The organism is Butyrivibrio sp. MB2005, from assembly GCF_000424285.1.
Classification (GTDB): Bacteria; Bacillota; Clostridia; order Lachnospirales; family Lachnospiraceae; genus Butyrivibrio.
This window is the reverse complement of record NZ_AUJP01000010.1, coordinates 37,218-62,913: the sequence shown is the minus strand read 5'-3', so window position 1 is coordinate 62,913 and position 25,696 is coordinate 37,218. Positions and strand designations below refer to the sequence as shown.

The following is a 25,696-nucleotide window of genomic DNA, read 5'->3' as shown; positions in this document are numbered from 1 at the left end:
TTAGGGGAAATAGTTATGAGAAAGAACAGGGTAAAGATTTTAAATATAATAGCAACATTTTTTTGTGTGTTTATCATGCTTGGCGGTGTTTCTGTGGCTGTAAGGGCTGAGGCTAAGTTAAAAGCTCCCACAGAGGTTAAGTTTGTAAAAAATAAAATACATTACAAAGCTTCCTTTGATGGATATTATACGTCTCTTGTCACCTACAAGAAATCGGGCGGAAAAGAGTGTCTGCTTTCCGGAGTCTACAACAAGGAATTGAAGGCTAATGAAGTCTATGAGGAAGTCGATTACAGACTTTTGAAAAGATACAATTATTCAGGAACAATAAAGCTATATGTTTTTGCAAGTAAAAACTATGAATCTCAAAATTATTGCGATACATTGGAGGATTATCAGAAAAGAACCGATGCAGTAGTTGCTTCAAAAACATACACTTTGAGTGGCAGCGATAAGATGAAAGCGCCTTCTAATCTGAAAGTAAAAGTAGTAGATTACTATGGCATAAAATATGAAATATCATGGGATAACAAAGATGAAAAGAGTATGGCGATGTTTGTTGGTTCTCCGAACACAACCATGGTCACAATAGGTCAGATGAATTGCACGCATGTTGATGCCAGAAGCAAAGAAACAGAAATAGTTTTACGCCGTTTAACAGACGATCTAACTACTAAAATAAATTCGGATCTTGTTATAGTGGTGGGACCTGCGGTTGATCTTCCGCCCAAGGAAGAACCCAAAGATCCGGTACCAAAGCCTGCTCCAAAGCCTGCTCCGAAGGATGATGAGAAAAAGGAACCTGATAAGCCGCAGAATCCAAGCGCTACAAGCACGGGCGCGGACTCATCTCCAGCTACAACGCAAAAAGCAGAAAATGTCGACAGTAAGCTTAAAGTGCCTGCAATTAAGAAAGTCTCAGCAGGCAAAAAGCAGATGAAGATTACCTGGAAAAAGGTTGCCAAAGGCTTGAACGGATATGAGGTTCAGTACAGCACAGATAAGAGCTTTGGCAAAAAAGTAAAAACTATCACAATAAAGAAAACATCGACTACTTCAAAGGTAGTCAAAAAGCTAAAGAAGGGTAAGTATTATGTTCGCATAAGAGGCTATAAAAACAGCGGAAGCGGTAAGCTTTACACTGATTGGAGTAAGCCAAAAAGCGTCAGGGTTAAAAGTTAATTTATTAATTAAGTATAAATAGAAAGGGGCTTTATTTAGTAAAAATTTAGAACTTAATATCGTTAATTTTGTTAAAATATCTGTAGGTGTATTTTTGCATATCGAGTATCCTGATCAGGAGGAAAAAAGATGAATAAGGAACAATTCCAAAGAGCTAATCAAAGAGCACTTACAGTATGTATGATCATAGTCGTTGTTTGTGCCATAGCCTTCATCTATGAAGGAACAAGAACTGGTTTTACAGTAGGAAGAATTCTGGAGCTTATAGCTTTTGCAGTCAGCATTGTTATCATGAATGTGGCAGCTATAAAATTCAGGGATAACAGGATAGGAGCAGCAATGATCATGCTCGGTGCGACCGTTTCCTACATAATCGTTATGGTAGTTGAAGTGCAGATCGGTTGTGGAGTATTTGGTCTTGCCATACTGTTTTCATCTATGATCTATATGAATAAGAGAATCGTAATTGGCGGAAGTACAGCCATTGGAATTATGTCCGTCATTACGGCTTTTCGTGTAATTATTGCAAAGGGTGCAGTCAGCGCCGAGGTTGCAATCTTCGGAATTGCAACTCTCCTTTGCGTAATGGCAGCTTATTTCTCAATTTCACTTATTCTCGCATTTAATGAAGAAAATAACGCTACAATTCAGGAGCATACAGAAACTCAGGAAGCTACATCCAAGGAGATGAGCAAGATTGCAAGCAGAATCTCAAAGCTGTTTGATCAGGCTCAGGGTAATGTAGAAGAGCTTGAGCAGATCATTGAGAATACAAGCTCCGGAATGCGTGATATAGCTACATCTACAGAGAGTACAGCTCAGGCTGTTACCGATGAGGCTCAGAAAGTATCCGAGATCAAGGAACAGACAGCGGTTGCTGATACTCAGCGTGACAGAATGATAGAATCCTCCAAGAATACTCAGGAAATCGTTTCTCAGGTGGCTGAGACAATCGAAGTTCTCAGAGATAAGGCAAGAGGCGTTAGAGATGCAAGTAATGTTACTGCTGATTCCACAAAGGCAGTTATTGATAAGGTAGAAGAGGTTCAGAAGATTCTCGGATCCATCATGGCTATTTCCAAGCAGACCAACCTACTTGCGCTGAATGCTTCCATCGAGGCAGCAAGAGCAGGTGAAGCAGGAAAAGGCTTTGCGGTAGTAGCAGAAGATATCAGACAGCTCTCTGAACAGACCAATAACGCATCCAGTGAGATCACCAAGATCATCGGTGAACTTACAGAAGATGCCAATAAGGCCATGGAGAGTATTGATAACACTGTTGAATCCGTTGAACTTCAGAATGAAGTTATTCGAGATACAGCAGAGGCATTCGAGACAATTGATCGCAATGTTGCAGAACTTCTTTCAAATATTAACGATATCGGTGGCAGCATGGAGCTGATCAATGAATCCACCAATGAGATAAATGACAGTATCTCCAATCTGTCAGCTACCAGTGAAGAGGTTGCTGCACTTTCCAACGATGGACTTACAAATGCTCAGGAAGCTGTTAATAAGTTTGAAGCATTCAGAAAGGCTCTGGATGGTATTTATAAACAGGCAAACAAGCTTAACGAACTAAGTGACCCCGTAGATGATGCGGAGTAATACTTAGACCAAGGAGGACATCAAATGAGAGTATTATTTGCAGCCGGAAGAGTAAGAGAAGTAACTGATGTCGAAGTAGTTGGAATGGATGTGGGTGATGGACAGATCATCGGAACCCAGATAAATTTCATTATGGCGAACGGAAACAAGATTGAGTTCATCTACAGCCAGGATGTTCCAATTGAAGAATCCGGTCAGGATGCCATTGAATTCGTTCAGGAGCTGTATAAGAACGGCTATGCCGATTTCTCACAGCAGAGAGTAGAGATGCTCTAATTTCATAGAAAAACTCAGCCCCGGTAAAGACCTACCGGGGCATCTTTATGTCTTATTATTCTTCTAAAGATAATACAGTAAAGAATTTCTACATCAGCGATTCCAGAACCGAATTAGAAAAGCTGATGAATACTGTAAGAGCCAGACACACGATGATAAAGCTGATCATTCCGAAGTTAAGGAATGAATCCTTGCTGCAGATTCCGGGTACCGGGGACCCTTCAGTTGTCTTTAAAAGATTTCCTTTTTTAATAAACAGAATCAGGAATACAAGGCCTACAGCAGCAACGAAATATTGCAATCCGGAGTAAATGGCAAGTGCCGGTGTCAGGCTGGTATCCGGTGAAATCAAAAGCGGAACAAAGGCTCCAAAGAAGTTGAACAGTATGTGGAGACCGATGGTGTACTTTAACTGCCTTGTATATACATAGATGTAGCCAAACAATACTCCAAGTAAAAATGCATAGAAAAACTGGAAAACATTGGTGTGTATAAGACCAAATATCACGGCTGATACTATGATGGCGTTCCATTCGCCGTAGCGTCTTGCATAGCCGATAACACCATAGCGGAAGAGTATTTCTTCAAATATCGGCGCAAGGATTACTGTTGAAATAAGTACCGCCACAGGGTTCATACCAACGAGAACGGAATCAAGGATGTTTGACATATCAAAGCCTGTCAAACGGGTAAATATCGCTGCAAGACCTGCACCAATGGAAGATCCGATTATTCCCATAGGGAATGTAAACAAGAAAAACATGAGGAATTCTTTAACAGACAGATCTCTCTTCATGGTTTTTTCGTAGGGAGTGTAGAGATTAAGGCCCTTAAGGGGAACATCCCTGTACTTTTTGGCGTTGATTATCAATAGGGTAAGCGGTACTCCTATAAAGTAGCCGGGTAACATTGAAATAATTACAAGCATCAACGGGTCAGAAGCAAGACCGGCGGACATAGATGTTATATAGCCAAGATCCGTGTATTTGGACAAGTCACCGCCTGCCGATGCTGTGCTTATCATTTCAGCGAGTATTTTTATAAATGTATAAATCCCGGAAGATATTGAGCCAAGAACATTTGCGATTGCGAGATATGCAATCAATGCAAAACCAAGATGTGAAAATTTCTGTTTAACTGTGTTCATAATCCCCTCCTAAAACAGTCGTCATGCCGATTATAATAGATAAAAACCCTTGTGTAAAGCGAGGGAAAGTATGATATCATATGGACTATGAAAGAAAGAGACGAGAGCAGGGTAGGCATTCGCACGAAAAAGCGACATGAGTACCGCACCGAATTAAAAAAGTTCATAAGCGAGGGAATCGGACATTACAGATGCAGATTTGCCGAAGCTGCCTATGAAATGGGTGATATGTACAGGAAGGGAGAAGGAGGCTCTGTAGATATCGCGCAGGCTTATTCCTATTATCTTCAGGCTGAGTATGCAGTCACGCTTAGGCTACAGGTCAGAAGAGCCTCGGAGGATGAAGCTTTTCTTGCAAAGGTAAGGCTGGCTCTTACACAGCTTCGAAGAAAGCTTGGATATGGCAGTGAGAGGCTTTACTGCAGTACCCATCCTTTTGTGTTATATCAGGCACTTTCTGAGGGACATGAGCTGATGATCTCCTTCAGACGTATGAAAAGCGGCAGGATTAAAGTCGTTGCAGCCAGAATACCCAAAGCAGGACGCCGGGAGTCACCTCATGGCAGGATGCTGATCACCTATGACAGATTCCATTACTGTGAACTGAAGGATTTTGTAATAACCTATGCACAGAATGTTTCGGATATCTGGTATGTTGAATCCTCTGAGTGTATCAGAATAGATTCCATTAATCTCGTGATGAACGGACATGGAGGTAACAGAACTGAGTTTTACTACAAAGGTAAGCTGGTTGCGTTTATCTGTGCAGAAGATTATGTGGTAAGCTCCGGAAGACCAAGATACATGAGATTCTGAGAGCTGTTTTAGAGCAGAGTGATAAGGAAATTCAGCAGTGATAAACATTAAAAGTTAAAGGAAACGATAATTTTTCTAAAGTTTCCCGCAAAAAGCTTGTAATTTGCGGATTATCTGATAAACTAATAATTAGTTTCTGGCTTATAAAAGAAAGCAATTTTTGATAAAAAGACTGCAAATTTTGAAAAGCTTATTGATTTATCACAGTGATATGATAAAATCTTTTTATAACAATTGAATTTTAAATCGTTCTGCGGTTTTAATAGTATGAGGGAAAAGGACCGGTGCCCACGTGGCACCGGTCCTTTTGTGATACATGCGCCTTGCAGCGCGTAATATTCTTTTCTATAAATCAATCAGATTCTTCTGCCTTATCGAAGGTAGATTCTATCTTATTACTAAGCCATACAAGGTCCTGATCAAAGGCCTTAAGCAGAGCCTTGGAATACTTGTCTTTTCTTATGCTGTCAGTTTTCCTGATGGCAATAAGTGATTCGCGAACCTCGCTTATGAGCTCCATAGTGGTCTCCATTTCCTCGGAAAGAGAGGAGGCACCTCTGATACAGCCATCCATCACACTCTTTAAGCCTTCATTTTTACTGTTTATCTGCTTGTAGTTTTTGGATATTTTCTTGCAGAAGGAGTTGAAAGCCTTAAGGTAATCCTTTGTGGCAGAATCCTTCTTTTTCAGGGCCTCGCGAAACTCCTGGTTAAGGGTAGATAGGCTGCTGATAAGGATATTGGTGTAATTGGTGCTCTGTCTGTAGTATTCATTGCAATTTGATGAATACATATCCATATATTTGGTGCAGTCCCTGTGGGCAGACTCGATTGTGTGCATGGAGGAATGAACAGATTTAAAGCCGTTCTCCAATACACCAAGCTCTGCATCAAGAGACGCGGACAGCTCGTGAATTTTCCTGGAGAGATCACTTATTTCTCCGGCGATTTTGGTGGAGAATTCGCGGCTCTCTTCAGACATGTGAGTAGCATCTATAGTGGCATGAAGCGCAAGAAGATCTGCAGCTGCCGCCAGATCGCTGAGCTCCTTTTGCTTATCTGAGAGATTTTTAACCTGCTCATGGTACTGATTTATGGCAGAAACGGCATATTCTGTGGATTTTTTCAGAATGTGTGAAAAAGAGGAATAGCTTCTTATCTGCTCTACTATATCCTGATCGGGCATGTATTCTTCAGCCAGATTCTTCAAATTAATAGTGGGAATATCGATTTCAGCCATGAAGCTTCGCTGCTCGGGAGATTCAGGCTCTTCTTCAATGGCAGCGCTCACTGCTTCTGCGGCGCCTCTCACCTGTTCCATGGTCTTAAGGAGAGTGCCTACATCCTCTATGTGTCCCTTTTGCTTCTCTATCATATCAAGAAAATCATCGGTGAGCTGCTCAAAATCCTCATCCTGATCTATGCAAAATGCATTAAGGTCCTTTTCTATTTGATTGCGCCTGCCACGGAGAGCCAGGGGAATATCCCTGATGGGAGTAATAAGGTCAGAAAGCTTGCGACGCTTAACAACCTCCTGCTTGCTTAAGGTAGGAGCGAATTCTTCAAGCGGAATGTAGTCATTATCCAGTTCATCGAATGTATTTCGCCCAAAAAGTGCCAAAGCTTATCTCCCCAAAGATTTAATTTCATAGATATCTTTAGTATAGCTTATATTTTGACATTTGAAAATCATAAAATTTTCTCCAAAAACACAATTTATTGTAATAAAAACATTCCCCAAATACAAAATATGGTATAATTGGTTAAAGGGATAATACCCTGTGAGAGCAGGAAATGTTATCTATCATAAGCAGAGGGGAGAAGGTGCATGAAAAAGATCTATGTACTCGATACTAACGTCCTCATTCAGGCTCCACATGCGTTGAGGTGCTTCGACGATAATGATGTCGTACTGCCTCTTGTGGTACTTGAAGAACTGGATACGCACAAACGCGACGAGGGTGAGCGCGGTGCCAATGTCCGTGAAGTTATCCGCCTGCTTGAAGCACTGCGGGAGAAAGGAGATCTGACAAAAGGGGTAGAGCTGCAGGATGGCGCCATACTTAGAGTTGAGAAGAACTATAAGGATGTGGAGCTTCCAAAGGATATGGTTGAATATAAATCAGATAACCGTATCCTCAGAGTATGTAAGGGACTTTCAGATACGCAGAAAAAGAAAGTTATCCTTGTAACTAAAGACATTCTCATGAGAATCAAGGCACAGCTGCTTGGAATTCAGGCTCAGGATTTTACCACTGAGCAGGTTGTGTCCCATGGAGAACAGTACTCCGGCCGTATCAGAGTATTTGCACCGGAGGAGATCTTTAAGGAGTTCAGGAGAAAAGGCGTTCCGGTAGAGGCAGTGTACATCTGCGATGAAAAGGGGGAAAAGGTTAAGCCGGAGCTATATGAAAATGAATTTGTAATACTTCAGAGCGATCAGTCCACCAATAAGACACAGATGGGTAGGGTCGATCATGGAGTGATTAAGAAACTTGAGTTTGAAAAGGCGCAGCCTTATGGGGTTACGCCCAGAAATGCAGGACAGTACTTCCTCCAGGAAGCGCTTATGCAGCCTGCTGACAAGGCGCCGCTGGTAATTGTAAAGGGTATGGCAGGTACTGCCAAGACATTCTATTCTCTGGCTGTTGGTCTTGAGAAGATGATCAATCGTCCGACCGATGAATACAGACGAATCCTTGTATGCAGACCTAATTCTCAGTTTGATGATGATATAGGATTTCTTCCAGGCGATGAGCAGGACAAGATAGGACCTCTTATGAGACCTATAATTGATAACCTTGAACAGCTCATTGATTCAAGTGAAGAAGAGCGCTATAAGAATGAGAAGGAACTTCAGGATAAAACTGATGAGGTCTTCGAGAGAGGCATCGTTCAGTGCGAGGCTCTCAACTTCATAAGGGGTCGTTCCATTCTTAAGACCTATCTGATCATCGATGAAGCACAGAACATGACCCCGGCCCAGGCCAAGGGTATAATCACCAGAGCAGGTAAGGATACCAAGATAATCCTTCTTGGAGATCCTAATCAGATAGACCGTCCGTTCCTTGATGAGAGGACAAATGGTCTGTCCTATGCATCAGAGCACATGAAGGGTTCTGAGCTATGCTGGCAGATATCTCTTACCACAGAAGAGTGTGAGAGAAGCAGGCTTGCAATGGATGCAATAGGCAGAATGCGAGATAAGGTGATCATGTAAAAGTGCAGTAGTTGTAACAGACTGATTATTATGTAGAACCTAATAAAAGCTCTGTCAGTGTCTATAGGCTGACGGAGCTTTTTGCTATATATGAAACGAGCCGCAATTTGCTAAAAATGGTATAATATAAGAAGTGGTTATGGTTTTTGTTGTATAGGGGGATTCATATGCGAAACGACAATTATATAAGAATGAAAAGAATCAGTAAGGTTATTGGCGCTGATAATTCAAGTGACCATAGTTCCCAAATTTCTAAAAAGCTCTTTAAAGGCAGGAAGCTTGGTATCTTTGCTGCGGCAGCCATGCTTGTTATGACGTCCATCACTGTTCTTGCTACTACATATCAGATTGATACCACAAATATTTTTGATTATAACAACGAATCCATAAATGCTTTGTCAGAGCAGTTCCCTGCAGGGGAGTTTTTGTTTAAAGGAGGAGATGAGGTATCTGCATCATATAGCAATGTAGGTGAGTCTTCCTTCATCGATATCTATGTCTATAGGCAGCTGGAGAAGAGTGTTAAAAATATAAATCCGAGCTCTGATTTTAAACAGATATCACAGATTTCCTTTGCAACTCATGGTGCAGGCAGTGGTGACTTGAGCGCAACCGCGAAGATTCCGACTGCTAATCCTTATTATCTTGTCACAGGTGTACGTAATAATGAATCAAGGGCAGGTGACAAGAATGGCAGGTTTACTCAGATAAAACTTCAGTTCTACGTGATGCCACTTGATATTAAGCTGTCTTATTTCCCTGATGAAAAAGAAGAGTCATGGAATAAAATGACTATTCATGGTGACATTACAATAGAGGAGTGCGCCTTTGAGAATGAGGGCTATGAATGCATAGGCTGGAGCAGAACTCCCGGGGCTACGACGCCTGAATATGTTAAAGGCGATGTTATAAGAGCTACAGATCCCATACTTAAATCTCAGTTCTCTGCAACCGGTTCTTCCACAACAGCAGGAGGGCTTGGCCATATTACAGCTGATAACGAAGCTGAGCTTACGCTCTATGCTGTATGGAAAAAGTCTGACAGTAATGGATCAGACTCCGGTAATGGCGATTCTGCAGCAGGTAAAAAGGAAACCACTCAAAAGCTTGAAGCTGAGGGGGAGAACCTTCAGGTAAAGGGTGCAAACTATACGGTTACATCCGCAAGTGATATGACCGTTGCTTATGCAGGTCCTGTTAATAAGAAACAGACAAAATACACTGTGCCTTATAAGATTATTAAGGGTGATGCATCCTACACAGTTACATCCATTGCTCCAAAAGCTTTTAAGAACTGCAAAAATGCCAAGAAGATAACTATATCCAGTTCTATCGAAAAGATCGGAAACAGCGCATTTGAGGGATGCGGTAAGCTGACAAGCATTATCTTGCCTGATACTGTGAAGGAGATAGGCACAAAGGCATTCTATAATTGTAAGAAGCTTTCAAAATTCACAGTAAATTCCAAGAAGCTTAAGAAGGTAGGAAAGAACGCTCTTGGAAAAACAAAGAATGGGATAAAGATTAAATTCCCTGGTAAGTACAAGGCAAAATATAAAAAGCTCTTTAAAAAGTGCGGCGCAAAAGGTGCTAAATATTAAGTATTAAAATATCAGGGGAGGCCGTATGAACAGAACAATTTTTCATATTGATGTTAATTCGGCCTTTCTGTCCTGGTCTGCAGTTAAGCAGTTAAAGGATGATCCTGCAGCAGTGGACCTTAGAACGATTCCTTCAGTGGTTGGAGGAGATATAAAAACAAGACACGGTATAGTTACAGCCAAGTCAATTCCAGCTAAGAAATATGGAATTCAGACAGCTGAGCCCATAACCAGTGCCCTTCAAAAATGCCCCAAGCTTGTTTTGGTTAAATCTGATTTTAATACCTATAGGACATACTCAAGGGCATTTATAGCAGTTCTGCAGAGCTATTCTGAGATTTTGCAGCAGGTGTCCATAGATGAGGCATACCTTGATGTTACGGAATTAAAGAGCCTTGATGTAAGGAAAGCTTTGACGGAGCACTTTGAAGATTTTTTTGAAAATGATGAAGAGGGTTCAGCTTTAAGCCCTGATGAAAAGGGTAGGATACTTAATGAAATAAAGGATTCCCCGGAATTTGGAGAAGTATACCCTCTTAACGTGGCAGCAGCCATAAGATATGAGACCAGAACAAAGCTTGGTTTTACCGTTAATGTGGGGATTTCAAGTAATAAGCTTCTGGCAAAGATGGCAAGTGATTTTACCAAGCCTGACAAAACACACACTCTTTTTCCCTGGGAGATTCAGGAGAAGATGTGGCCGTTGGAAATAGGTGATCTTTACGGCTGCGGTAAGAAAAGCGCTGAAAAGCTAAGATCTATAGGAATTAAGACTATAGGAGATGCAGCAAAGCAGAGCATTGATTTTTTGAAGTCCCAGCTTGGTGATAAATTCGGAGACTATCTCTATGCAAGTGCCAATGGTATGGGCTCTGATACTGTTCATACGGAGCAGGAGGATGCCAAGAGCTACTCCAATGAAACCACACTTCCGGGGGATATTACCTCGGTGAATTTTGACAGCGATCTGCCGCCTGTAGTAAGGCATCTGTCGGAGAAGGTATCTGACAGACTTAAGAAGGATGGAGTATTTGGCGGAACTGTCACAGCGCAGGTTAAGACCTCGGATTTTAAGCGCTTTACAAGGCAGATAAGACTGTCTGAATCAACTGACAGCGCTGATACCATATATGAAAATGCCATGTATCTTTTGGGGAATCTTCTTAGCGGTGAAAATGGGCTTTTCGAAGAGGGCATGGGTATAAGGCTTGTAGGTGTGGGCGTAGATAATCTCGACAACGGAGAGTACAGACAGGTGAATCTCTTTGACTGGATGGCAACCGGCAAGGAGGAAGTTCGCAAGGAGAAGATCCGCAAGGAGAAGCTTGAAAAGCTTAGCGAAATGGAACGCCTTATAAAGGGCAAATTTGGCGATAATGCCATAAAAAAAGGAACAGGAAATGAGTCAGAATAAAGAGAGTAAAGCTGATAAAATTGCAGGAAACAGTGCGTTCAGGGTAATAAGAATTTTACTTGTGATAGTACTCCTTGGAATAGTCGTGTATGAAGGCATAATGTTTTACAGGGATCAGAAGGAATATGCAGTTGCAGTAAATGAGTATGACGATCTGAGGGATAATTACATCACAGAAAAAGAGGATACTATAGAGGACGTAGTTGTAACAGATGATAACGGCGAAATCATAGGAACCTATCCAAACCTTGATATCAATTTTGATGCGCTGGAGGAGATCAATTCTGATTTTATCGGATGGCTGTATTTCCCTGCTGTTTCCAAGATCAATTATCCTGTTGTTAAGGAACAGACCATAGATCAGTATCTTTACAGGACCTTTGACGGCAAATACAACAAAGCCGGCTGTATTTTCATGGATGTACTTAGTGATGAGAATTTCTGCGGCTACAGCGATATGGTATTTGGCCATAATATGAAAAACAATTCCATGTTTGGCTCCCTTAAGAGTATTTATAAGTCCGGCGGCGAGGATGTGATAAAGGATAATCCTTATGTCTATATCTACACCAAGGATCAGGTGCTTAAGTACCGGATTTTTGCTTATTACAGAACGACCCAGGGGTCATACAGCTACACGGAAGTGACAAATGAAGAAGAATATGATGACTATTTAAAATACATCAGCAGAAACACCATGTATGAGATTCCATCAGAGCTTAGCTTTGGGGATTATCCATCGCTTCTTACGCTTTCCACCTGCTCAGGGCAGTCGGGAAGCGGACAGAGATTTGTACTTCATACTGTGAAGGTACAGACCTTTGATAAATAGTCATTAGATTGGCCATGCTGTTTTTATAAAAATTTCATACCAGATAAGACTTAAAAATGACAGTAAAGTGGTAAAATATTTGATGTAGGTATTCTGAAGTTGTTGTTTTAATTATCAGGTGCGCCTATGAGGGGGAAGAAGTCATTCGCAAAGCTTATAGCGGCTGTTTTGACCACAGTCTTTATAACCTGTGGCTTTAATAAGTTCGCACCCGAGATTGCGCATGCTGCAACACCTGATTTTTCTGAGCAGATAAGCTCATTGCCGGTCGGCGATCATCCGGGTGTCCCTGCAAAAGATGCAGAGGAAGCTTTTGATTCTGATTATTCCGAAAAAAGATTATTAAAAAGAGCAAGTGCAGTTACTGTAGATCATGGATATTACTATGAAAGACTTGATAGTGATATCAAGAAGGATCTATATGACGGAATGTATATAGCTGCTGACAGTAGCAGGCGTCTTGCTTACGGAAGCTCGCTTCCAAGCCGTAATTCAGAGACAGCTGTTGCAGCTGTTGCTTATAAATTCTACACGGGAACAAGCAGCAGGATTGCATATTATACAGGAAGTACGCCGCTGTGTACTGAAATCGTCAATGAAGCTATAGAAGCCCTTTGCTATGATCACATGGAAAATGTTGAGTATTACATGTGTGAGGCAGAGGTCTATGAGTTTAAAAATGGAAGCACTTATAAGGATTATATCCTTATGAGGCCTTATACCAAGGACAATTACGAGCAAATGAACAGCCAGATAACGGCTAAAGCAAAAAACTATGCGGATCAGATGCGCTCATCTGGCCTTGTTAATTCATCGAATCCTGCACAGACAGTTTTAAATGCCCATGATTTTTTCATAAGCAGGGTGAGCTTTAATTATCCGGTATCCTATAACTCCGGAAATTCAGGATATTACAATAATGCCCACACAGCCTACGGCGCTTTGTGTGAGGGCAGCGCGGTTTGTGATGGTTATGCCACGGGATATGCTCTTTTACTTAAGGAGCTGGGTATTGAAGCAAAGGTGGTTACAGGTGCAGTCTATGCATCCGGAAGTGTTGGCGGCCATGCATGGTCTATGGTTAAGCTGGACGGCGAATGGTATGAAGAGGACACTACCTGGGATGATACTAATGATGTCATCACCCATATTTTTTATAATAAAACCACTGATCAGTACAGCAGCGGAATAAACGGCTATAAGCATATCAGAGTCCACCCCTATACAGGCATACTTATAGATAAGGCTTACGGAAGCAGATATGCCTATAGGGAAAACAATTATTCGGAAGATGAATCGGGAAATAGCGCCGAAGTAAAAGAAAATAGTGCTTCTGTAGAAGCGGAAGGTTCGGCTGATGGAAGCGCATCAGATAGAACATACCTGACAGGCGGAGTAGAATATAGGTTATCCTCTGACGGAGGAGCTGTACTATCATCCGGCAGTTCTTTTAATGAAAGAAAAATTATTATTCCTGATAATATCGTAATCAATGGAAATAAGTATCCTGTTACCGAGATTGCAGAGGAAGCTTTTGCAGGATGCACTAAGGTTAAAGAAATAAAGCTTGGCAGAAATGTGGAAATTATTGGAAATGGCGCTTTTAAGAACTGTAAGAATCTTACCACCATTGATATGTCTGCGTCCAAAGTTACTAAAATAGGCAGCAGGGCAACAGCAGGCTGTAAGAAGCTAAGCTCTGTGAAGGTTAATGGTAATTACCTTAAAAAACTGGGTTCCAAGGCTTTCCGGAATTCTGCGAAGAAGGTAAAGGTAGTAGTTTACGCCAAGAATAAGCGGATATTTAACAGTGTAGTCAAAAAGCTGAAGACAGCAGGACTAAAGACAGGCACATTTAAATATAAGAAGAAAAAGTAAACGGATCATCAGCTTTTGATGTACATCCAGGGTTAAAAAGGTTAGGGATTTTGTATGGCAATTAAATATGTAAGAAAAGTTGCATTGTTGATTTTTGCATGCGCAGCATTATTGATGCTCCCTGTAGGTAGTCTTGGTGTTAATGCCGGTAATAAACTTCCTACCGGGGGCTTAAGTATTGCCCCGGATGTAAATAACTTAGGCATTTTTGAGATTACGGATGAAGAAGCAAGAGAGCTTGATGAGCCTGCGGTTTTAAATGGCTTTGCAGCTTCAACGGGAGAGCACTATAAATATCTTTCCAGCGATGAAAAGACTCTGTATTTGGCATTGTATAATGCTATATCTCAGGGAAAATACATTCCTTATAATGTTAACGTATCAGATAATAAAGATGAATATGAGCAGTATGAGTATGTGATTGAAAAAACTACCACGAAGACTGGCTTTGATCCGGATTTCAGTGACCAATTAAACTGTGCAAAGCAGGCGCTTTATTATGATTATCCGGACAGGATTGAGTTCTTTATGTGCTGGCCTGTGTTTACATATGGATATGGTCATATAGTTGGAGATAAGACTGAAGTAAGCTTTTGTTTTATTCTAAAAGCGTTTTATGACAATACCCAGTTTGCGACGATTGATAGTCAGATAACGCAGGGGCTTAATAGCTATCTTAGTTATATAAGAAGCAATAACTTTGTAAGCAGCTGGCCGGCTGTTACAGAGCAGAGAGTATATGATTATTACTCTGAAGATATTGATTACGACTATGCCTGTGCTGCTGATAAAAGTGTAACCGGGGCATTTAATCTGTCTCATACTGCCTGGGGATCATTACATGAGCAATTCGCTGTCTGCGATGGCTATTCTGCAGGATTTGAAATGATCATGGACAGTCTTGGCATTGATTCCATGGTAATAGGCGGTATCGGTAATGGCGGAGGCCATGCCTGGAATATTGTTAAACTTGACGGTAGATGGTATGAGGTCGATACTACATGGGCAAATAATGGGGATTATGCCAAATGGTTTAACAGGACAACCTCTCAGTTTGCATCCATGTCACCAAGTCACATCAGAGTGCCAAACAGCGCTTATAGTGGCTACAAAATGCCCATAGCTTATGGGACACATTACACATACAGCTATGTTACAAATACCTCTGAAAGCGCCATGGAGCATGATCCATACGTTGAAGTAACCGGCGTAAGTATACCTGAGACAACAAAGAGTGTTCTTGTAGGTGATACGTTTACCCTTACACCCACGATAACTCCTGCTAATGCCGGAAATAGAAATTACTTCCTTGAGACAGATGATGAGAGTATTGTTGCTTTAAGCGGAAGTACTTTTATTGCCATGGAGGCAGGGACGACAATAGTCAGAGTTGTAACGGATGAAAATCGTCTTTCTGCAGAGTGTCAGGTAACAGTTAATCCCAAACCCAAGGATAAAGGCACAACCATTCAGGTTAAGACCACTGGCAATAACAGCGATTCATACAAGGTTACATCCTCAGATGGTATGACAGTTTCTTATACCAAGGCAGGAAATAAGAATGCCACAAGTATAACAATCCCTTCCACTGTCACAGATGAGAATGGCGTAACCTATACAGTTACAGAGATTGAAAGCAATGCTCTTAAGAATCTGAAAAAGCTTAAGAAACTGACAATTCCTGCAACGATAAAGAAGATCGGCAAGAACGCTCTTAAGAACACTACAAAGCTTAAGACTCTGAAGGTATACGGCAACGCCCTGGCTACCGTTAAGAGCGGCGCTTTTACCGGAATGAACAATAACTGTAAAATAACTATTTATTGTAAGAACAAAACGAAGTATAATAAACTCGTTCGTCTCTTTAAGAAGGCAGGTGCTAAAAAACAGAAGTATACCTTCAAAAAGAAGAAATGAAATAAAATAATATTTTTTCTAATCATAAATGCAAAAATGTTTGAAAAAATGATTGACATTTATGATAAAAGTGGTATGATATATTTAGTAGAAAACCACTTAGTTTTTATGGGAAGGAATTCATATGGAGAAGTTTAAGAGAGTTATAGCAACATTACTTGTAGCTGTATTAACACTTACAGTTGTGGCTTGCGGGGAGAAGCAGGTACAGACAATTGATGACATGGCTGCTGTCAGAGGTATCGATGAGGATATCGATACAATTTACATCGATGAGGGAGCTCTTATCCTTGCAGGAGAGGCTGATAGTAGTGAGGCAGCACTTGCAGCTGCTACAACAGCATTCAATCTTGTAAACCAGAAGCGTACAGCAGCAGGTCTTAGCATTCTTAATTGGAATGATCAGCTTACACAGGCAGCACTTGTTCGTGCTAAGGAGATCGTTGATGTATTCTCCCACAGCAGACCCAATGGAGATGCTTGGTACACAGTTGACAGTACAGTTATGTTTGGTGAGAACCTTGCAAAGCTTTACAACACAGGTGAGTCAGTAGTAGATGCTTGGATGGCATCACCTACACACGCAGCTAACATCATGGATGGTGGCTTCAAGTCAGTAGGTATTGCAGTATATCAGGCACCTAACGGAAATTACTACTGGGCACAGGAATTCGGATACTAATACATAGTTTTATATGGGACCTGAGGCAATACGCCCCAGGTCCTTTTTTATTGACATTTGCACCTATAAAATTGTATTATTAAAGCGTTATTCACTATGATAGTTTACAGTAACAGAGTGTAACGCAGAGGAGGAGTAAATTATGAAAAAGAAGATGCTTGCGGCAATTATTGCTGCATCCATGATGGTAACTATGGTTACAGGTTGTGGAGACAATCGTAAGACAAGCGATGACACAGTTAACACAGAGGTAGCTTCTGAGGAGTCTTCTGAAGCTGATGCATCTGCTGAGGATTCACAGGTAGAGGAAGCAGCAGATGAAGAGCAGGAAGCTGAGGTTACAGAAGAAGTTACAGAGGAAACAGCTGATGAGGCTGACGCTGAAGCTTCCGAAGAGGCTGACGCTGAAGCTTCTGAAGAGGCTAAAGGCGAGTATGTAATTGGTATTTCTCAGTTCGCTGAGCACGGTTCACTTGATAACTGCAGAGAGGGCTTCATTAAGGGCCTTGAGAACAAGGGAATTAAGGAAGGTGAGAACCTTACAATTCACTTCCAGAATGCTCAGGCAGATACAGGCACAGCAAGCCAGATTTCAGATGCTTTTGTAGCTGACGGCGTTGATCTTATCTGTGGTATCGCAACACCCAGTGCTATGAGTGCTTACAATTCAGCTCTCGGTACACAGGTTCCTGTAATTTATTCAGCAGTTTCTGATCCGGTAGCAGCAGAGCTTGCAAAAGAGGATGGAACACCTGTAGGAAATATCACAGGTACATCTGATGCACTTGCTGTAACACAGCAGCTTGATATGATCAGAAAGATGCTTCCCGATGCAAAGAAGATCGGTATTCTTTTCACAACAAGTGAGACTAACTCAGAGAGCACAATCGCTCAGTACAAAGAGCACGCTGCTGAGTATGGCTTTGAGATTGTAGACAGCGGTATCAACACTCTTGCAGACCTTGATATGGCTGCAGCTGATCTTGTTACCAAGGTTGATTGCATCAACAACCTTACAGATAACACAGTAGTTTCAGGTCTTCAGACAGTTCTCAGCTATGCAAACGAGCAGGGCATTCCTGTATTTGGTTCTGAGGTTGAGCAGGTTAAGGTTGGTTGCGTAGCAGCCATGGGTCTTGACTACATGCAGCTTGGTATCCAGACAGGTGAGATGGCAGCTAAGGTGCTTCTTGGCGAGAGCAAGGCAGAGGAGATGCCTTTCGAGGTTATCGACGAGCCCAGCCTCTATGTAAATACAGCTGCCGCTGAGAAGATCAGCATGACTCTTGATGAGAGCCTTGTATCAGAAGCTGCTGAAGTTTATGATACGATCGCTGACGGCACAGAAAGCGACAATTAAGAAATAAAGTAAAGAACAGGTGAAGTTATGGCTCTTCTGGTAAGCGTACTTGAACAGGGGCTCTGCTATGCGATAATGGCCCTTGGAATGTATATAACCTATAAAATTCTGGATTTTCCGGATATGACAGTAGACGGCGGATTCCCCTTCGGGATCTGCCTTGCTGTTGTTATGATAAGATTTGGCGTTCATCCGCTTTTGACACTTCCTATATGCTTTGCGGCGGGATGTCTTATCGGTGTCTGCACAGGTATCATTCATGTGGTTTTTCATGTCAGAGACCTGCTTGCAGGTATTATCATGATGACAGGTTTATATTCGATAAACCTTAGAATAGCAGGAAGAGCTAATCTTCCCATGTATGATTACTACACAATTTTCGATAACAGGTTTATAAATGGGATTTTTGAAAAGCTCCCGCCTGTTGTCGCTAAGTTCCAGTCAGTAATTATTCTTCTTATAATCACAGTTATTGTTAAGAGTATTCTTGATTGGTATCTCAGAACCCGTTCAGGACTTATGCTTCAGGCAGTAGGTGATAACGATGTCCTTGTTACATCCATGGGTGTTGACAGAGGTAAGGTCAGGATCATCGGTCTTGCTATTGCAAATGGTCTTGTGGCACTTTCCGGTTCCATTTACGCTCAGCAGCAGAGGTATTTTGATGTTTCCATGGGAACAGGTACTGCTGTAATCGGACTTGCAAGCGTTATTATCGGAACAGCCCTTCTTAAAAAGATTTCATTCTTTAAGGTTACAACAAGCGTTGTAATAGGTGCGATTGTATATAAAGCCTGTGTTGCTATTGCAATCAAGTGCGGACTTCAGTCCACGGATCTTAAGCTTATAACTGCGGTTCTTTTCCTTTTGATCCTTATTATCACGAGAGACAGGAAGAAAGTGAGGACCTGAGAATGCTGGAGCTTAAATCAATCTATAAAAATTACAATCCGGGCAGCGTCAATGAGATGTGCCTTTTCGATGATTTCAATCTGGTAGTTCCGGACGGACAGTTTGTAGCTGTTGTTGGAAGTAACGGTTCAGGTAAGACCTCAATGCTTAATATCATCTGCGGAAGCATTGCAGCTGATAAGGGCGAGGTTCTTGTAAACGGAGAGAACATCATTTCTCAGAAGGATTACATCAGACACAGGACCATCGGAAGAGTATATCAGGATCCTTCAAAGGGAACCTGTCCTTCCATGAATATCCTTGAGAATATGTCAATCGCCGATAACAAGGGCAAGATATTCGGACTTCAGCCGGGAGTAAATAAGAATCGTAAGGATTATTACAGAGAGATGTTAAAGAGCCTTGGACTTGGTCTTGAGGATAAGCTCTATACCAAGGTGGGTGCTCTCTCGGGCGGTCAGAGGCAGGCAGTTGCGCTTCTTATGAGTACCATGACACCGCTTGAATTCCTGATTCTTGATGAGCACACAGCTGCCCTTGATCCCAAGACAGCGGACATCATTATGGAGCTCACAGATAAGATTGTTCGTGAAAAGCACGTTACCACCATAATGGTTACTCATAACCTTAGATATGCGGTGGAATACGGCGACAGACTTCTCATGATGCATGAAGGATCAGTTATCCTTGATAAGGTCGGAGAAGAGAAAAAGAAGATGGATTCTGAACAGATCATGCATCTGTTCAATGAAATCAGTGTAGAGTGCGGTAATTAATTCAAAAACTTCCAATTCCGGAACTGGTAATGCTTCAGGATTGGAAGTTCTTTTATTTTATGGAATGCTTATTTGTTATTGCCACGCTGGCGAAATCCTGCTTTACCTAGAAAGTTTCCTGATATTTCTCATCGCAGTACTGGCAGCGATAGATTTCCTTTTCTTCATCTGCAAGATAGAAGATATGTGGCAGCCCCTGCTCGATAGATGATATGCAGCGGGGATTGTGACATTTGATGACGTCTTTTATCTGATGAGGGAGGAAAAGAGCTCTCTTTTCTACAATCTCGCCTTCTTTTATTACGTTAACAGTGATGTTGTGGTCGATAAAAGCCAGGATATCCAGGTCCAGAGTATCGATGTCACATTCTACCTTCAGAATATCCTTTTTACCCATGACATTACTTCTTGCGTTTTTTATAATAGCAACAGTGCAGTCTAGCTTATCAAGACCTAAGTGGTGATATATCTGCATGCTTCTGCCGGCTTTGATATGATCCAGAACAAAGCCTTCTTCAATTTTTCCTACATTAAGCATTTTTGTACCTTCCTTATATGTGTAGTTAAAGGGTGATCCTTAGAATATTCTAAGAAGATCGTGATTCATGTGGGCGTCTGTCTTGTCGAGAAGAGTAAGGATAAGAGCCATTCTCACATAGAGACCATACTGAACCTGCTTGAAATATGCAGCTCTTGGGTCCTTGTCAACTTCTACGGAGATTTCGTTTACTCTCGGGAGAGGATGGAGCACATGCATGTCCTTTTTTGCAAGGGCCATCTTTTCCTCATTCAGGATATAGAAATCACGAAGACGAATGTAATCTTCTTCGTTGAAGAAACGTTCCTTCTGAACTCTTGTCATGTACAGGAGATCAAGTCTGTCCATAACGTCTTCAAGTTTGATGACTTCCTCGTAGGTAATGCCGTTATCATTTAAGAGGTCTGTGATGTAGTCCGGAACCTTAAGCTCCTTGGGAGATATGAAAATAAAATGGATATCTTTGTATCTGACTAATGCATTTATCAGTGAGTGAACGGTTCTACCAAATTTAAGATCGCCGCAAAGGCCAATGGTAAATCCGTCAAGTGAACCATGAAGAGATCTGATTGTAAGAAGATCTGTTAGAGTCTGAGTGGGGTGGTGGTGACCGCCGTCACCGGCATTAATTACGGGAATAGTAGAATTTGCTGCTGCAACCATTGGAGCACCTTCCTTTGGATGACGCATGGCACATATATCAGCAAAACTGGAAATAACACGAATTGTATCGGCGACACTTTCGCCTTTGGAAACTGAAGAACTGCTGGCATCGGCAAAACCGATGATCTGACCTCCAAGTCTAAGCATTGCTGTTTCGAAGCTGAGTCTTGTTCTGGTACTAGGTTCATAGAAACAGGTAGCGAGGATATTACCATCGCATTTGTGTGAGTAGGCACTCATGTTTTTCTCGATGTCATTTGCAACGTCAAAAAGCTGATCCAGCTCTTCAACGGAGAAATCGAGAGGCCTCATCATGTGTCTAAGATTGTTCATAGATTTTGCTCTCCCATTTAACAGTATTCATTTATATTTCTGTTTTATTATAAACATTTGGCAGACATTGTCCACCATAAAAAAAGAATTTCTGATGTTACCAGAAATTCTTTTTTTGAATAACATATGACTTTCTAAATCAGTAGGTCAAAAATGTGGATACAGGAGCTGATCCGTCTATCGGAACATGGTAAATAACATTGTCAACGCCAAAGGGTTTGAAGTAAAGATACTTGGATGTAAGACTGAGAGAGTGGTAAACACCTTCGGCAATTACTCTGTTATTTGAACCGTCAAGGTTAATGACGCGAAGAGTCTGGTTGCCTGACTCGGATGTAGCATAGAAGATATTATTTTCGTTCATGTTGTAAAAATCAAGTCGCGACTCTGTCAGAACCTCAATCTCATTTGTCTGGAGATTCATGCGGGCAAGGCGATAATGGTGAGCTGCATCGATGTAGTACATGTAACCGCCCTGAATTATGGGCTGCCAAATGTTGCCCACAACTGCTGTACTGGTGGATTCGTCTGAGAGAGTATCCATTACATGAATATTGTGATCAAGGTCTACTCCTGTGTAATAGATCTTACCATCAAGAGCACAGGATGGATCTAACATTTCGCTGGTAACTAGCGCATCATCTTTACCATCAATGCGTATTCTGTGAAGACCTTTATCAGTGCCGAGAACAGTGTAGTAAATGTTACTGCCCACAAGCTGCATGCTACCGATTTTCTGACGGTCAAGAAGCTTTTGGTTTTCTCCATCTTTCTCACATCTGTAGAGCCCATAAAATGTGGAGACTTTTCCAAGACCTGTCAGGTCGTTGTTAAGAGATGTCTTGGATGGATCCAGGTTAAAGTACAGGAACTTTCCTGCACCGAGGATGTGATCGACCTTCATAACAGTAAGCTGCTTTAAATTTGTTTCATCCGGAGTCATGGAATATAGGCAGTCATACTCAAGTGGGTTGGAAAAATACACTGTGCCGTCAAGTTCAAGGAAGATACCGTTGTTGTAGAGATTTCCGGGAGTGTTTCCTACCGTATATTCATCATTCATCGGAACTCGCTTGGATAACATATACGCCACCGTTACTAATGATAATACGATAACGATTAACGAAAAAATGATAATTCCTTTTTTGCTTTCCATAGTCTGGGCTCCTTAGAGTAAAATTCTAAATGCAAACTATATATAATTAAGTATATCACGCTTTATAAAACATATTAACCACAATTTAGTTTTTATTTCCTTTGAGATTATGCGTTTTGTGGTGTAATATGAAATTGTGGGTTTTTATGCCCATGTATCAATAATTACAGCGGGAGATGCTTATGGATTTAAATGAACTTCGAATGAATATAGACGCAATTGATGAACAGCTTGTTAATCTTATCGAAGACAGAATGAGCGTGGCTGAGAAGATTGCTGAGTGCAAGATAGAGAGCGGTAAAAGCGTTTTTGATAAGGAACGCGAAGCCCAGAAGCTTGATAAGGTCATGGAGCTGGCAGGCAAGGCTGAGAACAGAGAGCCTGTGGGCGAGCTTTTTGAGAAGATCATGGAGGTCAGCAGAAAGAGGCAGTACGAAAGACTCAGCGAAAAGAATGCCACGGACGAAGCGGCAATATTTGATCCTGCAGCAGGAGATTTCTTAAACAGCGAAGGCATAGCAACAGATAATGAGCTTATTCTTTACAAAAATGCCACCACAAGGCAGAGCATCCTTCGCGATACACTTATTATCCTTTCCGATAGAAATTCATCAGCAAGAACCTTTTCCGAGGATGAAGAGGTTAGAAAAATACATGAATGCATGAATGTGCTTATAGATGAGTCTGCAAGAAGAGGTTTCTTTGGCAATCTTTGGCATACCTTCCTGACGCTCCTTTTGGTATCAGATGAGAATGCCTACAGTCTTGCCACAGAGATAAGAGGCGAGATGGGCGGATCCCTTCGTGATCTGGCACTTCACGATCTGGTGAGATTCAAGAAGTGGTTTGACATCGATTTTACAGAGATGATGGACAGACTTAGGGTACCGGAGTTTGCAGCACTTTTGGATTTTCAGAGGGGTAAAGCAGAGAGTACCTACAATACCAGGGTTAGAGACAGAATCTGTGAGCTGGCAGATACGCTCTCAGGCTGTGATACAGCAGAAGCAATGCTGGATGAACTGGCAGATTTTTATGGGGCATACGGAGTTGGTAAATTCGGACTTCACAAGGCCTTTAGAATAAGACATGTGGAGGATAGGACAGTTATAGAGCCTATCAGGAATATCAGACATGTTCAGCTTAAGGATCTGGTGGGCTACGAGATAGCAAAGCAAAAGTTAATTGAGAATACTGACAGCTTTGTAGCAGGTAAAAAGGCAAACAACTGCCTTTTGTATGGCGATGCCGGAACAGGAAAATCCTCCTGCATCAAGGCTATAGCCAATGAGTATTATGAAAAGGGACTTAGAATCATTGAGGTCTATAAGCATCAGTTCAAGGATCTTAATGATGTAATCGCCCAGATAAAGGGACGTAATTACAAGTTCATCATTTATATGGATGACCTCAGCTTTGAGGATTTTGAGACTGATTATAAGTACTTGAAGGCTGTTATAGAGGGCGGTCTTGAGAAAAAGCCTGAGAACGTACTCATCTATGCGACATCTAACAGAAGGCATCTTATCAGAGAGAGCTTCAAGGATAAGCCTTCAGTTATGGATGATGACCTGCATAGAAATGATACTGTTCAGGAAAAGCTTTCACTTTCCAACAGGTTTGGCGTTACGATTTATTTCGGATCGCCTGACAGGAAGGAATTTAACGAGATAGTAAGAGTTCTCGCGGACAGAGAAGGTATAAATATGAGCGAAGAAGAGCTTTACGCTGAGGCTCAGAAATGGGAGATGAGTCACGGCGGACTTTCAGGCAGAACCGCGCAGCAGTTTATAGATCATTTGTCCGGATTACAATAAAAATGAGGGGTAATAGCGTATGGCAACAGATGTATTTGCGGCAGTAGATTTGGGCTCATACGAGCTCGAAATGAAAATCTATGAGATGTCGCAGAAAAAGGGAGTTAAGGAAATCGATCATGTGCGGCACAGGATCGATCTTGGTACTGAGACCTATGCGACAGGACAGATATCCTCCACGCATATGGATGAGCTGATAAGGATCTTGAACGAGTACAGCAGGATCATGGACAGCTATGATGTTAGCAGATATCAGGCTTACGGAACCAGTGCCATGCGTGAGACCAAGGCTATAGATACAGTTCTGGAGCTTTTGCGTCAAAGAACAGGAATCGAGATCGATATTCTGAGTAATTCAGAGCAGCGATTCCTTGATTATAAATCTGTGGCTCTTAATAACGCTGATTTTTCAAAATTCCTTGAAAAACCAACTGCTATTGTAGACGTGGGTGGCGGAAGTATACAGATATCGCTGTTTGATAACGATACACTTGTTACCACGCAGCAGCTAAGGCTTGGCGTTTTAAGACTTCATTCTACTTTGCAGAGTATTCAGGCTGGCTACAGTAAATACCCTGCTCTGGTTCAGGAGCTTGTTGAATCTCAGCTTGCGGTATTCACCAAAATGCATCTGAAGGATAAGAAGGTTCAGAATGTAATACTTCTGGATGATTACGTATCACCTGTTCTTAAGAGAGTCAATCTTGGAATGGAAGAGACGGGATATGCACGGGTTAAGGTTTTCATGGAGTATATGTCCAAGCTGACCAAGCAGTCTATGTCTGATGTTTCCAGAAAACTCGGACTTCCTCAGGACAATATTCCTTTGATGTACGTATCGGGACTCCTTGTAAGTAACATTTGTAATGCATTGAATTCAGATACGATCTGGGCTCCCGGAGGAACTCTTTGTGACGGAATCGCATACGAGTATGCGGAGAGGAAAAAGTATCTTAAGAGTGCTCACGATTTCGAAAAGGATATTGTTGCCTGCGCTCTTAATATTTCCAGAAGATATATGGGAAGCAGACAAAGGAGCGAGACTCTTCAGACCATAGCGCTTGGAATTTTTGACAGCCTCAAAAAAATACATGGCCTAGGAAAAAGAGAGCGTCTGTTATTACAGATATGTACTATCCTGCATGATTGCGGAAAATACATAAGCATGGTAAATCTGGGAGACTGCTCCTATAACATCATAATGTCCACTGAGATCATAGGACTTTCCCATATTGAGAGATCAATAGTGGCCAATGTTGTAAGGTTCAATCATGATGATTTTGAATACTATAAGGATGGCGGATACCGATTCAGAGGAATCGATCATGACTCTTATCTGACTATAGCCAAACTCACTGCGATACTTCGAATTGCCAACGGCCTTGACAGAACACACAAGGAGAAGTTCAAGAATATCAAACTGGCACTTAAGGATACCAATCTTGAAATAACGGTTGATACAATGGCCGATACTTCCCTTGAAAGGGGACTGTTTGGTGAGAGAGCAGAATTCTTTGAGCAGGTTTACGGTATTAAGCCTGTTATCAGACAAAAAAGATTTGCTTAAA

21 protein-coding genes and 1 pseudogene are annotated in these 25,696 nt (G+C 41.6%); 17 read left to right on the top strand and 5 right to left on the bottom strand.

Going from position 1 to position 25,696, the window contains the following annotated elements:
• Positions 1–15: 15 nt before the first annotated feature.
• From G610_RS0105965 to G610_RS0105955, 3 genes are all read left to right on the top strand, one after another.
• Entirely contained in the window at positions 16–1,182 is a 1,167-nt protein-coding gene (locus G610_RS0105965; protein WP_026524065.1) for a hypothetical protein, read from the top strand.
• A gap of 129 nt (positions 1,183–1,311) precedes the next feature.
• On the top strand, positions 1,312–2,790 hold the full coding sequence (locus G610_RS19915) for a methyl-accepting chemotaxis protein (RefSeq protein ID WP_051197719.1): 1,479 nt from the start codon (positions 1,312–1,314) through the stop codon (positions 2,788–2,790).
• Between the two features lie 24 nt (positions 2,791–2,814).
• Positions 2,815–3,066, top strand: coding sequence for a hypothetical protein (locus tag G610_RS0105955; protein ID WP_026524064.1), 252 nt, complete (start codon positions 2,815–2,817; stop codon positions 3,064–3,066).
• 88 nt (positions 3,067–3,154) lie between these two features.
• Here G610_RS0105955 and G610_RS22010 read toward each other — a convergent pair whose 3' ends face one another.
• On the bottom strand, positions 3,155–4,213 hold the full coding sequence (locus G610_RS22010; protein ID WP_051197717.1) for a CPBP family intramembrane glutamic endopeptidase: 1,059 nt from the start codon (positions 4,211–4,213) through the stop codon (positions 3,155–3,157).
• A gap of 87 nt (positions 4,214–4,300) precedes the next feature.
• Here G610_RS22010 and G610_RS0105945 point away from each other — a divergent pair, with 87 nt between their 5' ends.
• Entirely contained in the window at positions 4,301–5,029 is a 729-nt protein-coding gene (locus tag G610_RS0105945; protein ID WP_026524063.1) for an SEL1-like repeat protein, read from the top strand.
• A 352-nt stretch (positions 5,030–5,381) separates the two neighbouring features.
• Here the strand turns inward: G610_RS0105945 and G610_RS0105940 are convergent, their stop codons facing one another.
• Positions 5,382–6,650, bottom strand: a complete 1,269-nt coding sequence (locus G610_RS0105940) for a hypothetical protein (RefSeq protein ID WP_026524062.1) — start codon at positions 6,648–6,650, stop codon at positions 5,382–5,384.
• Between the two features lie 207 nt (positions 6,651–6,857).
• On the opposite strand from G610_RS0105940, the gene G610_RS0105935 reads away from it, so the two are divergent.
• From G610_RS0105935 to G610_RS0105890, 10 genes are all read left to right on the top strand, one after another.
• Positions 6,858–8,249 carry a PhoH family protein gene (locus tag G610_RS0105935; protein ID WP_026524061.1) on the top strand — a complete coding sequence of 464 codons (1,392 nt, stop codon included), beginning with the start codon at positions 6,858–6,860 and terminating at the stop codon, positions 8,247–8,249.
• A 167-nt stretch (positions 8,250–8,416) separates the two neighbouring features.
• The gene (locus G610_RS0105930; protein WP_026524060.1) at positions 8,417–9,850 is read left to right on the top strand and encodes a leucine-rich repeat domain-containing protein; all 1,434 of its coding nucleotides are present in this window, start codon (positions 8,417–8,419) and stop codon (positions 9,848–9,850) included.
• 25 nt (positions 9,851–9,875) lie between these two features.
• Positions 9,876–11,264 carry a DNA polymerase Y family protein gene (locus tag G610_RS0105925; protein WP_026524059.1) on the top strand — a complete coding sequence of 463 codons (1,389 nt, stop codon included), beginning with the start codon at positions 9,876–9,878 and terminating at the stop codon, positions 11,262–11,264.
• Positions 11,251–12,096: a class B sortase gene (locus G610_RS19905; protein WP_026524058.1), complete on the top strand. Its 846-nt coding sequence runs from the start codon at positions 11,251–11,253 to the stop codon at positions 12,094–12,096. The genes G610_RS0105925 and G610_RS19905 overlap by 14 nt, the downstream gene beginning before the upstream one ends.
• Positions 12,097–12,222: 126 nt before the next feature.
• The gene (locus tag G610_RS0105915; RefSeq protein WP_026524057.1) at positions 12,223–13,974 is read left to right on the top strand and encodes a leucine-rich repeat protein; all 1,752 of its coding nucleotides are present in this window, start codon (positions 12,223–12,225) and stop codon (positions 13,972–13,974) included.
• A gap of 54 nt (positions 13,975–14,028) precedes the next feature.
• Positions 14,029–15,891, top strand: coding sequence for a leucine-rich repeat protein (locus G610_RS0105910; RefSeq protein WP_026524056.1), 1,863 nt, complete (start codon positions 14,029–14,031; stop codon positions 15,889–15,891).
• A gap of 124 nt (positions 15,892–16,015) precedes the next feature.
• Positions 16,016–16,573: a CAP domain-containing protein gene (locus G610_RS0105905; RefSeq protein ID WP_155830971.1), complete on the top strand. Its 558-nt coding sequence runs from the start codon at positions 16,016–16,018 to the stop codon at positions 16,571–16,573.
• Between the two features lie 142 nt (positions 16,574–16,715).
• On the top strand, positions 16,716–17,933 hold the full coding sequence (locus G610_RS0105900; protein ID WP_026524054.1) for an ABC transporter substrate-binding protein: 1,218 nt from the start codon (positions 16,716–16,718) through the stop codon (positions 17,931–17,933).
• A 27-nt stretch (positions 17,934–17,960) separates the two neighbouring features.
• Positions 17,961–18,845, top strand: a complete 885-nt coding sequence (locus G610_RS0105895) for an ABC transporter permease (protein WP_026524053.1) — start codon at positions 17,961–17,963, stop codon at positions 18,843–18,845.
• A 2-nt stretch (positions 18,846–18,847) separates the two neighbouring features.
• Positions 18,848–19,621 carry an ABC transporter ATP-binding protein gene (locus G610_RS0105890; RefSeq protein ID WP_026524052.1) on the top strand — a complete coding sequence of 258 codons (774 nt, stop codon included), beginning with the start codon at positions 18,848–18,850 and terminating at the stop codon, positions 19,619–19,621.
• Positions 19,622–19,727: 106 nt separating this feature from the next.
• Here G610_RS0105890 and G610_RS0105885 read toward each other — a convergent pair whose 3' ends face one another.
• The 3 genes from G610_RS0105885 to G610_RS0105875 all read right to left on the bottom strand — a co-directional run bounded on the left by G610_RS0105885 (position 19,728) and on the right by G610_RS0105875 (position 22,311).
• On the bottom strand, positions 19,728–20,159 hold the full coding sequence (locus tag G610_RS0105885; RefSeq protein WP_026524051.1) for an aspartate carbamoyltransferase regulatory subunit: 432 nt from the start codon (positions 20,157–20,159) through the stop codon (positions 19,728–19,730).
• A 39-nt stretch (positions 20,160–20,198) separates the two neighbouring features.
• On the bottom strand, positions 20,199–21,155 hold the full coding sequence (gene pyrB / locus G610_RS0105880) for an aspartate carbamoyltransferase (protein WP_026524050.1): 957 nt from the start codon (positions 21,153–21,155) through the stop codon (positions 20,199–20,201).
• 139 nt (positions 21,156–21,294) lie between these two features.
• The gene (locus G610_RS0105875) at positions 21,295–22,311 is read right to left on the bottom strand and encodes a DUF5050 domain-containing protein (protein ID WP_026524049.1); all 1,017 of its coding nucleotides are present in this window, start codon (positions 22,309–22,311) and stop codon (positions 21,295–21,297) included.
• Between the two features lie 176 nt (positions 22,312–22,487).
• Here G610_RS0105875 and G610_RS23890 point away from each other — a divergent pair.
• The 3 genes and pseudogenes from G610_RS23890 to G610_RS0105865 all read left to right on the top strand — a co-directional run.
• A pseudogene (locus G610_RS23890) lies at positions 22,488–22,733 on the top strand (chorismate mutase); the annotation flags it as partial.
• Positions 22,734–22,826: 93 nt separating this feature from the next.
• The gene (locus G610_RS0105870; RefSeq protein WP_026524048.1) at positions 22,827–24,128 is read left to right on the top strand and encodes an ATP-binding protein; all 1,302 of its coding nucleotides are present in this window, start codon (positions 22,827–22,829) and stop codon (positions 24,126–24,128) included.
• 19 nt (positions 24,129–24,147) lie between these two features.
• Positions 24,148–25,695, top strand: a complete 1,548-nt coding sequence (locus tag G610_RS0105865) for a Ppx/GppA phosphatase family protein (RefSeq protein WP_026524047.1) — start codon at positions 24,148–24,150, stop codon at positions 25,693–25,695.
• Position 25,696 lies beyond the last annotated feature (1 nt).